Genomic DNA, 13,409 nt, shown 5'->3' with positions numbered 1-13,409 from the left:
CGCGCAACAACGATCGTCTTTCCCGCTGATCTGCGCAAATTTTTTCGCTGATTTACGCTGATGACTTTTTCTGCGCCTGACCTGTGCTATCCGCGGGCCATTGCCTAGCTGATGTTGCTGATTTTCAGAGCATCCCGCGCAAAAAGTGAACAAACGCCTTCAATCAGCGTTCAGTCTTCAACCATCAGTAATCACTGTTATCTTGCAATCGGCGATTCCGCATCAAATATCAAACGGATCTAACCCGTCACGGCGGGCACGCGTGAAACGTTGAACCTGAAACCTCAAACAAACCTAGGTCACTCCGGCCAATGGGTTTCCACTCCCTGACTCCGGATAAATTCCTGGAATTTTTTCAGCAGTTCCCGGTCCTTCCGCACCGTTGCCGGCAATACGCCCTGCGCCTTTGCAAATACAAGTAATAATCCAACGGCTTCGCCGATGCTCCACTCTACAGGATGCAGGCGGTAGCAGCCATTGGTAATATGGGTAGTGCCGATGTTCTTATTGGCCGGAAAAATATTTTCCATCTTCACAGGCAGTAAGGCGCCCAGCGGAATCTGGAACGGCAGGGACGGAAAATCGATATAATTATTCCCCCGGCTGCTGGGATGCAGATCAATATGATAATACCCGACACCTACAGAATCAAAAAAATCCGCGGCTTTCTGTTTGTTTGTACCCGTTACCGATGCCCGCTGTTCGCGCCCTACATGTTCTTCGAGAACTGTAAACTGCGCTTTAATCCTCCGGGATTCGCGGATATAGGGATACTTCGCCAACCCATCAGCAGTGCCCATTACATCGTTGCGCAAACGCAACCCTGGCCATCCTTTGCCGCCGCCGGGCCGCGGTGCCTCCGTTTGCAGCCAGTAAAAAAGGGATAAACTGAGCTGTTTGGCTTGTTCTACCTGTTTGCGAAATACCTGCGGGGTTACATCTACAATGTTTCCGGGTATATAGTCATTCTGAGGCCAGTTAACAATGGAGATATCGCCTTTATAAAATCCGTCTTTAAAATTTTTGCGGTCGATGATCCGGCGGTAGTTCCATAAGTTCAATAAAGACCCGGTAGCACTGCCGTCCGGTGCAAAGCCCAGGTCTTTGGGTTGCAGGGTTTGTGGCTGTGCATATTGAAGGCTGAGCAATTTTCCCGGCCAGGCCGGTTGCAATGCCGGTGTGTAATTGCGCCAGAAGGCATAATCTGCCGGCCGTGCTATGGTGTGATCCGCGCCCTCAATATAGTCCATGGCAAAGCACATGGTAAATGCCTGGTTGTTGCGGGCGTCCGGCACCACTGGGGCATGCAGTTCATTGGTCTGGCTTTGCGACTCTGTACCTGTAATATAAGCGGTTCCGGTCAATAGCAGCAGATCACCCAGTTCTGTTGCGTCAATAAAGTAGTCGCTTTTCAACAGACACTGTTTCCTGTTCTTTTCATCCTTTACGGTAACGGAGGTTACACGCGCACCGGTTACCGTTGCCTTTACCGCGCTATGCTCCGTCAGTATTACCAGCTGTCCGTTAGAACAAAAAGGCATCAATAGCTGGCGGATTACCGTTTCCGCAACAGCCGGTTCATGACAAAGCCGGGAAACCGCCCCGTTGCCTGGGTTCAGTTGCGGGTTATTCCTTGCTTTTTCTGTAAGCGGGTAATACTGGCGGTAATGATCGCGGATGCGGTTGCGGAGCTCCCGGTAAGATTGCGGAGCACCGTGCGTTTCAATCCATGGATGCTCATCCGGTGGTACGCCCTGGGAGGTGAGCTGTCCGCCCAGCCAATCCGTAACTTCTGTCAGTACCACGGTGAACCCATTTCTCAAACAGGCAAGGGCAGCTGCTACACCGCCCAGTCCGCCGCCGGCAATCACTACATCGGCCTGCAACACCGCCGTTTCATTGGCGATAACCTTTGCGGCAGCAGTAAAAGGAGCAGCCGTGCTCAAAACGGTGCCGGCACTGCTTGCGCCCAGCAGTTGCATAAAATCTCTTCGCTTCATAAACGCCAAACGATCGTATAAATGCTGCTAATATAACCAAACTCTTTCATTTGTTCTTTTCAGATATATTTTACAGCGGGTTCATTTCAGATGTCCGCCTAAAATGATTATTCTTTCAATCTCACTTCGAATGCAATCGAGAAGTCGTCCTGTTTTTAGGAGATGCCTCCACTTCGGTCGGCATGACGGTAGCGAAATGTGAATTGTCCCTTGCAAACACTTTAAACACGGCAAATAAAACCGCAATATCTTTACAGCTATGAAATGGATACCGGTTTGCTTTATCTTATTCCTGTTAGGCATCATCTCCTGCAGGGAACGGTCAAAAGAAGTGGTCGTCAGCAACGGCGTTTCGGATACGTTGGCCAATATCCGTAGGCATGCCATTACCGATCTCCGGTATGATTTGTCGTTCGATATCCCCGAAAGCAAAGAAACAGCCATTACTGCGCGGGAACAGCTGGCCTTTCAGTATTCCGGCACATCCGCTACTCCTTTGTTTCTAGACTTCAAGGAGGATCCGAAAAAGATAAAAAAGATCCTTGTGAACGGAACGGAAACCCTGCTCCAGCACAGGAACGAGCACATCGTTATTAAAGGGAGACTACTAAAAAAAGGGCACAATACGATTGCCATCGATTTTATAGCCGGCGACCAGGCGTTGAACCGGCGGGATGATTTTTTATACACCTTATTCGTACCCGACCGGGCCCGGACAGCCTTTCCTTGTTTTGATCAACCGGATCTCAAAGCCGTCTTTAATCTTAGCCTGGTGATTCCGCAACACTGGACAGCCATTGCCAACGGCCAGTTGCGCGATTCAATTATCCGCAACGGACGGAAGACCTTGCATTTTGCGCCTTCTGATAAGATCAGCACTTATCTTTTTTCGTTTGCTGCCGGGAAGTTTCATGTAGCCCGCGAACAATGGCGCAACGGCACGATCGAATTCCTGTACAGGGAGACGGATCCCGAAAAAATCAGCAATAGCCTGACAGCTGTTTTTGACCAGTATAAAAAAGTAATCACATTTTATGAGCAATGGACGGGCATTCCCTATCCCTTCCAGAAACATGGCCTGGTAGCCATCCCCGATTTCCAGTTCGGGGGCATGGAACACCCCGGCGCCATCCTGCTGCAGGCCTCCACCCTGTTTTTAACAAAAGATGCCACCGAAGGCCAACTAAACAGCCGTGCGCAGTTGCTGGCCCATGAGGCGGCACATATGTGGTTCGGCGACCTGGTTACGATGAGCTGGTTCTCCGATGTTTGGATGAAGGAGGTCTTTGCTAATTTTATGGCAGACAAGGCCACGGCTACTCCCGGGCATGAACAGGGCTTTTCATTAAAATTCCTTACCGATCATTTGCCGCCGGCTTATGCCGTTGACCGCACTACGGGCGCCAACCCGATCCGGCAACCGCTGGAAAACCTGGAAAAAGCGGGAACACTTTACGGCGGGATCATTTATCATAAATCACCGGTAATGATGCGGCAACTGGAAGAGCTGATGGGTGCCACGGCCTTCCAGCAAGGGGTGCAGCAATACCTGAAAACCTATGCCTTTAAGAATGCCTCCTGGCCCGATCTGATCCGGATCCTGGATACCGGCACCCCGGCCGACCTCAACGCCTGGAATACCGTTTGGGTAAATGAACCCGGCCGGCCGGTATTTGATTATCGCGCCTCCTATGATACCGCGGGAAACCAGATCACGGGTTTTACTCTTTCGCAACAGCCGGAATTTGGCCGGAACCGGGTTTGGCCGCAACGCCTGGATATCAGCTTTTATTATGAGGGGATGGTACGCACCATTACCGTTAGCGATAGTATGGCCGGGCAGGAAGTACCGCGCGCCACCGAACGAAAGCGCCCGCTGTTCATCCAGTTCAATGCCTCGGGTATGGGCTATGGTGTATGGCCCGTTGATACAGCCATGTTGCCTCATTTATTTACCATTGAAAATTATGTAAGCCGCGCCTCGGCCTATATTACCCTGTATGAGAATATGCTCAACGGCCGCTACAATACCCCTGCACAACTGCTGCAACTTTTCGCTGACGGTTTGCATAAAGAAACGGTTGAACTAAACATGCGGTTGCTTACCGGATATATCAGTTCCATCTACTGGAATTTTATGCCACCGCAACAACGCCGGCAATGGACCGGCCGGCTGGAAAACAGCATCTGGAGTGCCCTGCAGCAACAAAAAAATCCCAACAATAAAAAGATCCTGTTTGGTTGTTACCAGTCGGTTTTTGAAACAGAACCGGCCCTGGCGCGGCTCTATGCCATCTGGTACAGCCAGGACCCACCGGCCGATGTGGTTTTAAAAGAAGAAGATTATACGAATCTTGCTTTTGCCCTTGCGTTGAGAGATCAAAAAAGTGATAGCATCCTGCAGCAGCAGCTTCGCCGTGTTAAGGACCCCGACCGCATTCAACGGTTCCGCATCATCATGCCAGCGCTTTCGCGGGGTGCCGCCGTCCGCGATGCTTTTTTCGCCGGCTTAAAAAAACGCGAAAACCGGTCCAACGAATCCGCGGTAGGCGCCGCGCTGGGCTACCTGCATCATCCGCTCCGGCAGCCGGCTGCAGAAAAGTACCTTGAGCAGACCCTGGAACTACTACCCGAGATTCAGCGTACGGGCGATATCTTCTTCCCCGGAAACTGGATCCAGTCCAGCTTTGGCAGCTACCAGTCAGCATCGGCCTATGAGATCGTAAGCCGTTTTTTGCAGACCCATCCGCAAGTGGACCCTCATTTAAAAGCCAAGATCCTACAGGGTACGGACAACCTGCGGAGGGCCCGGATGATTACACCGTAAAACCGCCCGTCAGAATAGCTGGAGCAACGCAGCGGCGTCACCGGAAGTTTGTCGTCTATTAGTAAATACCAACGGCAATAAATTAACCTGTGTTAATTTGCGGTTCGCATAAACCGGTATAAATTGCGCCGGATTTTAATGCCTGATTATCACAATTTGTAACGAATGCCTATGACATCGGAATTCCATACCCTAAACCCGGTTCTATACCCTGGTTTTAATTACACCCCGGAACAGCTGTATAAATATGCTGAATCATCGGGTATATTTTCAATTATGCTCCAGAACAAAAGCATTGTGCATTTTACACCGGAGCATCCTGAAAAATTCAAACGCTGGTTAACAATCAATAATATTTTTGATATTAAATCTTCGGCATCCAATTAACCGGATCAACAGGTGCTGCATTGATTCTTGTCACGCCAAAGAAAATCATTTGCCCCAGGCCTTATTGGGCGTTGGCCCCATATCCAACTCCAGCCGGCCACCTTTGAGCAGTTCGCTGGCAGGGAAACGGAAGCTATTCAGCACACGCCCGTTGAGCCGGGCACGCTGTATGTATTTATTTTCCCTTGATGCTGCAGGCGCACTGATGATAAATTGCGTTCCCCGGCCGTACCGGCTGCCCAGGTTAATGACGGCTTTTTTATACAGCGGACTGGTGATCTCATACTCCGGTATCACATTGCAGCCGCCATCCGTTTGAAACAATCCCAGTGCGGCCATCACAAACCAGCTGCTCATTTGTCCCTGGTCTTCATCCCCCAGGTAGGCATCGGCCGTACCAAAACCATAATAACGGTCCAGGATGGAACGGCTCCATTGCTGCGTTTGCCAGGGCTGGCCGGCCCAGTTGAACAGGAAGGCAAAATGCATCGATTGCTGATTGCCCTGCACCACGGGAAAATCCCAATACTGGTCGCCGGGTGCATTATAGCGCCAGGGTTCACTGGCCTTAAATCCTTTTGTAAGCCGGTCTGTGAAGCGCTCTTTGCCAACCGCGTGGATCAGCGCTGGTACATCCTGTGGTACAAAATATGTAAGCTGCCAGGCATTGCCCTCTACATACTGATGATTGGCGCCGGATTTATACGGATCAAAATTTTGCTCCCATTGCCCGTTGCTGTATCGCATGCGGGCGTACCCGGAAACCGTATCGATCGCATGTTTCCACCAGGATCCCCGTTCATTAAAAACAGCCGCCTCGGGCCTGCGCATGGCCGTTGCCAGCTGGCCCACCGTCCAGTTATCATAGGCGTATTCCAGCGTGTTGGAAAACCGGCCTTTGTCTGCCGGTACATATTGGTATTTCAGAAAGGCTTCAATATCCCGGTTGCCTGCAAACCCGTTGCCCACGCGTTCCGGTTTGGAGGTAGCGGTCTTCACCACGGCCTTAAACAACCTACCCGTATCATAATCCCGGATGCCCATCTGGTAGGCGCTTACCAGCAACGGAATTTCGTGCTCACCCACCATTACCGGTATGTATTCCATCCCTGCTGGGCCCTTCGCCAGCCAGCCATTGGCATCAAACATGGCCAGTTGTGAGCGTACCCATTTGCCGGACCATTCCGGTGCCACCAGGTTCCACACCTGGTTCAGGTTCCAGAACGTATTCCAGAAGGCATCGCAACCCAGTGCCTGGTCTCCCGGTGTTTTCAATTGCTGTATCTTTTCCGTCGCATCCACCCAGCGTCCGTCCACATCGCTGAAGGTGTTCCGGCAAAAGCTGCGGTAAAGATTGGTATAGAACCGCATCTTTTCCCGGCTGTCGTCACTGGTAATACGAACCCTGCCCAGGAGCTCATTCCATGCGTTTACCTGGTGTTGCCGCACGGCATTAAAATCCCAGCCAAAAGGAGTACTGACCTCTTCCTGCAGGTTGCGCCGGGCACCCGCAGCATCCACATACGAAATGCCTGTACGCACCTGCACCACGGGCGTTTGGTGCGTGTCAAATTCCACATAGCAACCCATCTGCTCCGGTTGCTCCGCATTCAACTGGTCTCCGCCGGTGATCACATCATTGATCCAGCCGCCCATCTTCTTTATGGGCCGGTCAAACTCGATCCGGAAATAGATGGTATAATCCTGGTCGGCATCGGCCGACCATACATTTTTGGATTGTTGTACGCTGTACCCCTCAATCGTATGTGCATCCACCTGGGTGAGCCGGGCTTTGAGGATCTTATAATCGTACTCCGCCGGAATTTTTAAATCGATCATAACGCGTCCGTCCTGCTGCTGCGGATAGGTATAACGCTGAAAACTGCAACGGGTAGTGGATGTCAGCTCCGCCTTAATGTTATAGTCCACCAGGTCGGCTTTATAATAACCAAGGGGGGCTTCTTCCGTGGCCTTGTTGATCCGCGACCGGTATCCGGTGCTATCCTTTTTCAAGGCAGACTCATCGCCCATTTTTATCTTCAGCGGTCCGTTCACCGGTAGCATGCCCAGCCCGGCCATGGTCCACTCATGCACATGACTAAAGGTGCCGATGCTTTCAAAGGTTGGATTGTACCCTGCCTGCCAACCGGCATTCTGGTTATCCGGACTCAGCTTTACCATGCTAAAAGGCATCCAGGGTCCCGGTGCAATCATCCACCGGGAATGCGCGGTACCTAAAAACGTGTTCACATAATCCGAAGGCTGTACCTGCGGCTGTGGGCTGCGGGTAACCGTGCCGGAAGCCACCTGCTTTCCATTGGCAAGAATGGTATACTTACTATGGATTTTTTTTGTTACTGCCGGCATGGGCACTTCCAGTGTGGCCGCACCTGCTTCCAGTTTTTTATTAAAAAGGGTGCGCCCATCCAGCTTTACGTTTAACATGGGCCGGCCATCTGTATGTACGATATCCACCAGCAGGGGTTGTGTGGCTGCATCCCGTTTCCAGGGAGCCGCTTTTACACCGCGGATAAGCACGGGTGCGGAATCCGGGTTCAATACGGTTGCTGCACTGCCCGTCATGCGCAAATCATCAAATACCATCCAGGAGCCTTCGAGACTGGTGAGCTGTACTTCGTTTGTTCCTGTTCTGAGGATGGCGGCACCCAGCGGGATAGTGATGGTATGGTTCAGCAGGTTCCGGTTATCACCGGTGAGCGCTGCTTCGTTTGTCCCCTTGGGTAAACGGAAATTCCACGACCGTCCATTAACGGTAATTTTTAAATACGGGGGTAAGTTAACATGGGTATGCAGGATGTCTACGATGAGGGCACCGGCGGCCTCCGGATCCACGGTTTTCAGATCAAACAACAGGTTCAGCACCTGGGTGCGGATACCTGCTGTAGGACTGGTACCGCCCCAGGCATCGGCAGGGCCGGGCAGTACATAGGGCCAATCTTTCTTTGGATCCGACCGCCCGATGATGTATTGCCGGTTTTCCCATCCAAAATCTTCTTTTAGAAAATCCTGGTACCTACCCGGGGCCAGCGCAAACTCTGCGGCGCTGTTGTCTTTTTTTCCAATGCTCCAGATCACCCGCTCCTGGCTGTTGCAAAGGATGGTTACCGCCGTTAAATAAACGGACAAGCATGTTTTCAGCAAAATATGTTTATGCATACGATCATGGATATTTAAACTACGTATTAGTTGATTCCCGTCTTTTGTGCTACCATTTGATTTAAACCGCAAAGAGCGCAAGGATCACGCAAGGCGCGCAAGGACATATGCCTTAACAACTTTCATCGCGACCTTCGCGGATGCATTGCGTCCATAGCGGTTCAATTTTACCGCAAAGAGCGCAAGGGATTACGCAAGGTGCGCAAGGACAGGGACCATCACAACTTTCATCGCGACCTTCGCGAATACTTTGCGTCCATAGCGGTTCAATTTTACCGCAAAGAGCGCCAGGGCCACGCAAGGTGCGCAACGATAGCTTCCATAACGACGTTAATTCATCATTGCCTATTCCCCAATCACTATTAACCATTCACCATTCCCTACTTCACTCCCCTCGCCCAGTCTCTCAATAGTTCAATCGCATCATACAACACCCCGGCTTCTCCCCTGAAATCGCCCGACCCGGAGGCCTTGCTATTGCGCACATCGTACCATTCGTAAAATCCTTTATTCTTTAATACCCGGTCGATCATCGGGCTCATTTCCGCGTATGCTTCCTGTGCCATTCCGTTAGCCGCCAGGGCATGGATCATCCGTCCGCCAAACCAGGTCCAGTCGCCGGCATTCTGATAATGATAAGCGGCCATATTGGGGAATTCTTCCACCGGGTAGGGCGGGTAAACCGTCATACCGATGGTGGCGAATTTTTCTTTCTCTGCCGCCTGCAAAAACTGATCGTTGATCTTTTTGATCTCCTTACTGCTATGCATGCCGGCCAGGATGGCACAAGTGGTACCCCCGGTATACAGGATACTGCGTTCATCAAAGCTTTTTGAGAACGGGCTTCCGTTTAAATAAATATGCGGGATGTATTTTGCTCGTGCAGCATCCCAAAGATGTTTGCGGATATTCTTCTTGATGGTATTGGCCGTTATCTGCCATTTTTTATGCAAGGCTCCGGACTCCGGCGTCATCCCGATAAAATCATTAAGGGCCATTACAAACATGGCATTGTCATAAATATCAATGGCCCATTTTGTTTTTTCGTTCAGCGCCACACCCCAGCCTTTTTCGGGTTGTACATCACCCCAGTCGATGGTGGTAGCCCCTTTTACCAGTCCGTATTCTTTTGACCAGCGTTCGGTCATTACATAGTTCAATGCCGCTTCCAGCCGCTGCAATACTGTTTGCCCGCCAATGGTTTCCTGCAGGATGCTTTTATCCCCGGTAACATCAATGTATTTTTTCACCGCCTGCACCAGGGAGGATTCCTGGTCCGTTTCCACCGTATTTTTATGAGCGGCCCAGTCCGGCGCCAGGTTGGAGTAACTGTATTTATAACCGATATTCGCCTGTTTTTTATTAATGGCCCCGTCGGGAATATTGCCATCTGCACCCTGTATTTTAAAGAACAACAACAGGGCATCCTTTACATCTTTTTGATCCCGCGCCTTAAGCGAGCCCTTAATAAAGGTATTAAAATCCCGGATCCAGATCTCCCCATAACCGGTGCCGGCATTAAAGCCGGTAAGGATGCGCAAGGCACGGGCCCGTACGGTATCCAGCCGCTCATCGGCCAATATTTGAGCGGCCAGCTCCTTTTTGCTGATGCCACCCGCAGCTACCCGGCCCGCATAGGACGACAGGTTCAGTTTTCCGGTTTGCGCCTGCGCCCCGGCCAGTAAAAAAACAAGGTTCAATAAAAATAGTCGCTTCATAAATGTTATTTATTCTTCTGTTTAAATCTTTAAAAATGCGTCAGCGTTATCGGGGAGGTGTTGCCGTCATATACAGTTCCAGCAAGCCCCCGTTTACAATATCATTAAAACGAATGTAGTGTTCTTTCAGTGTTTTGCCATTCAATTTCATAGACCGGATGTAAATATTGCCCGGGGTATGGTCATATGCCCTAATCACAAATTCCTTTCCTTTATAATAGGCATTGTTCAGCCGGATGCGTGCTTCACTGAACAAGGGACTGGTGATATCTACCCGCTGGTTTTCATCGGTACCGCCATTCATTTCAAACAATCCCAGCGCGCTCATCACAAACCAGGCGCCCATCTGCCCTTCATCCTCATCTCCGTTCCAGCCTACATAGGGCGAAGCATCATAAAACACATCAAGGATCCGGCGGGTATAGTATTGTGTAAGATCTGGCCGGCCGGCATAGTTGAAAAGATAGGCCGCCTGCATGTTCACTTCATTGCCATGATTGATGTAGTACTCCGCCGATTGTCCCATGGTGCGGTCCAGGGCATGTGCCGCAAACCGGTAAAATTCCGACTTTTCAAACCCCTCCTTAAGCCGGCTCAAAAAGCGCTCCGGCTTCATCAGGCGCACCAGCCCTTCCACGTCATGCGGCACATAAAAGGAATACTGCCAGGAGTTGCCTTCAATAAAATGGTTGACCGAGAACCGGTCGAACCCATCCATAAAGGCACCGTCTGCCTTCCGTGGCACCACATAGCCCCGGGCCGTATCAAATACATTTTTCCAGCTGGCCGACCGCTTCAGAAAAAAACGGTAGTCTTCTTTTTTATTTAAAAGCTGTGCCATCTGCGCCACGCACCAGTCGTCATAGGCATAATCCAGCGTTTTGGAAGTAACGCCTTTTTCAACCGGAACAAAACCCTTTTCTGCATACACGCTTATTTGCGGGTTTCCCGGGTTTCCGCCGCAAAGCGGCTGCGGCTCCACCGTAACATGCTTCTTCATAGCAGCATAGGCCGTTTCCACATCTTTCTTTACGATGCCTTTCCGGTAAGCACTGGCCATTAATGCCATCTGGTGCGATCCTTCCATGATGCCGGAGTATTCGATGCCGGCGGGTCCTTTAGAAAGCCAGCCCATCTTTTCAAACAACTCCAGCTGTGTATCTACCAGTTGCTCCACCAGCTCCGGTGTAGCCAGGGTCCACAACAGGTTCAGGTTCCAGAAACTGTTCCAGTAGGCATCTCCGCCAATCATCACTTTCCGCCCTGCGGGCAGCTGTTGCTCCTTTTCGCAGGCATCCCGGTATTTACCGTTTACATCGCTCATGATCATTTTAGCTGTAAAACAACGGTACAGGTTGGTATAGAATTTTGTTTTATTTTCTTCTGATCCGCCATTTACGGAAATGGTATTCAGCAAAGCGCTCCAGGTGTTACGACTGTGCGCTACCACCGCATCAAAGTTCCACCCGAAATCTTTTAATTCCGTCTGTAAATTCAGCCTCGCCTGCGTAGCCGATACAAAGGAGATGCCCGTGCGAACGACTACCTGCTGCGGCATGGTTGTCGGAAAGCTTACATAAGCACCGATGCCATCCTTCAGCCGTGCCGTATCGCCGTCTGTTGTGCCTTGTCCCGTAAATCCGTGAAAGGCCGCAAAGGGTTTACTGAACTGCATGACAAAATACAGGTGGTAGTCGTTAAAACCGGCGGTAACCGTATGTGCAAAGCCCTCCACTTCCTGGTTATTTACCCGGGTAATGACGGCGTCTTTTAATTCCATCCCATATTCCGATGGCAGGTTCAGCTGGATCATCACGCGGTTGGAAGGATCGGCGGGAAATGAGTACCGCTGCACGCCGGTACGCTCCGTGGCCGTAAGCTCTGCTTTTATACGTGAATCCATCAGGTATACGGCGTAATAACCCGGGGTGGCTTTTTCATCCTCATGCCGGAACCGCGAATGATAACCGGCACCCGCACCCTTGAAGGGATCATCCGGAAGCCCGGGCGTCAGTGCCAGATCCCCGTTGGTGGGCATCGTAAGCAAGCCGGCCATGGTCCATCCATGTATATGACTAAAGCCATGAATGCTTCCGATGCTGTATTCATATCCACCCTGCCATACATTGCGCTGATTGTCGGGGCTCAGCTTTACCATCCCGTTGGGCATGGTGGCACCGGGAAACAACATCCACCGGGAATTGGAGGTTCCGATCATCGGATCCACATAATCGATGGGTTGCCGCTGCTGCGCACCGGCTGCCATGCCTGCCAGTGCAGCCATGCAACTGATGCAGCAGGTCCTCAGATACGCTTTCATTTCCTTCATGATTCTACTTCGTTTCAAAAAATCCGGACTGGTAACGGTTTGTACCATGAACGTATTTTTGATGTGCCGGTTCTTTGTTTGCTAAAGTTCCGGCTTATTGATGTAATCCTGCCACAACTGCTCAATGCTTTTACCGGTTTCTTTTATCCAGAAGTTATCGGTATACGTTCCGGAGCGCATAGCGGCATTCAGTTTCTTAACGGTCCCTTTCTGCACGCGCCGCTCTATCCAGGCAAAAAGCCTTGCGGCGGTACCATAGCCGTTGGTATACGATTCGCCTGGCCGCGGACTGCGCAGGGCCCAGCCGGTAGCCGCATTATTTACCCCATATACATGCCGTACATAATCTGCAATACCTTCGGTTACCCATCCCGGACCAGACGGATAGTTCTGTATCACATGCATCACCTCGTGCGTAACCACATCCATATCCTTCGGATGTTTTTTCATATAATCGGCGCCATAGCACACCATCCCCAGTTTTGCATCGGCATAGGCCACACCTGTATAACCGGAGTCTATTCTAAAAAGGATGGTGCGGGTAGCCTTTGGGTTAAAGGTTTTTATGAAGCGGGGATAATTGGTAAAAAAAGTGCGGATGAGGCCCTGCTTCTGCAGGTTGTCCATACCTTCCGACCGGTCCTCGACAATCAATGTAATGCCCTTTTGCCGGATGGTATCGGCCAATGGATCTGCACCAGCTTTCTTACCTATACTGTTGCTGCGAAATCCCATACAAAGCAAAACCGGGACCAGGAGCAACGGGGTTTTCTTATAAAATTTCAATTGCATTTTTTATTTTAAGATTGAAGTATTCTTTGAGGCATTCGGCTTTCCCGCTGATGGGCGCAGATTGCATACACCGCTGATTTCTGCGGATTGATTTTCTGCGAAGATTTGCGCAAAAAATCGGCGAAGATTTGCGGGAAATACCACCACATCCAAACATTCAAATCGCTTCATTTTAAGTC

The 13,409-nt window shown here is 50.8% G+C and carries 6 protein-coding genes; 1 reads left to right on the top strand and 5 read right to left on the bottom strand.

Annotated elements, in window-relative coordinates:
• Positions 1-299: 299 nt before the first annotated feature.
• Entirely contained in the window at positions 300-2,000 is a 1,701-nt protein-coding gene (locus LL912_RS01230) for an FAD-dependent oxidoreductase (protein WP_235551734.1), read from the bottom strand.
• 259 nt (positions 2,001-2,259) lie between these two features.
• Between LL912_RS01230 and LL912_RS01225 the strand changes: the two genes are divergently transcribed.
• Positions 2,260-4,827, top strand: coding sequence for a M1 family metallopeptidase (locus tag LL912_RS01225; RefSeq protein ID WP_235551733.1), 2,568 nt, complete (start codon positions 2,260-2,262; stop codon positions 4,825-4,827).
• 432 nt (positions 4,828-5,259) lie between these two features.
• Here LL912_RS01225 and LL912_RS01220 read toward each other — a convergent pair whose 3' ends face one another.
• The 4 genes from LL912_RS01220 to LL912_RS01205 form a co-directional block, all read right to left on the bottom strand.
• Positions 5,260-8,391: a GH92 family glycosyl hydrolase gene (locus LL912_RS01220; protein ID WP_235551732.1), complete on the bottom strand. Its 3,132-nt coding sequence runs from the start codon at positions 8,389-8,391 to the stop codon at positions 5,260-5,262.
• Positions 8,392-8,771: 380 nt separating this feature from the next.
• A complete protein-coding gene (locus LL912_RS01215) occupies positions 8,772-10,109 on the bottom strand; it encodes a GH36-type glycosyl hydrolase domain-containing protein (protein WP_235551731.1) in 1,338 nt (445 codons plus the stop codon).
• 46 nt (positions 10,110-10,155) lie between these two features.
• Positions 10,156-12,486 (bottom strand): GH92 family glycosyl hydrolase, encoded by a 2,331-nt coding sequence (locus tag LL912_RS01210; protein ID WP_235551730.1) that lies wholly within the window; start codon positions 12,484-12,486, stop codon positions 10,156-10,158.
• 33 nt (positions 12,487-12,519) lie between these two features.
• A complete protein-coding gene (locus tag LL912_RS01205; protein WP_235551729.1) occupies positions 12,520-13,230 on the bottom strand; it encodes a basic secretory family protein in 711 nt (236 codons plus the stop codon).
• Between the last annotated feature and the right edge of the window lie 179 nt (positions 13,231-13,409).

The sequence above is a fragment of the Niabella agricola genome, assembly GCF_021538615.1.
Classification (GTDB): Bacteria; Bacteroidota; Bacteroidia; order Chitinophagales; family Chitinophagaceae; genus Niabella; species Niabella agricola.
The sequence above is the reverse complement of the archived record's forward strand: the minus strand, read 5'-3'. Positions and strand labels throughout refer to the sequence as shown.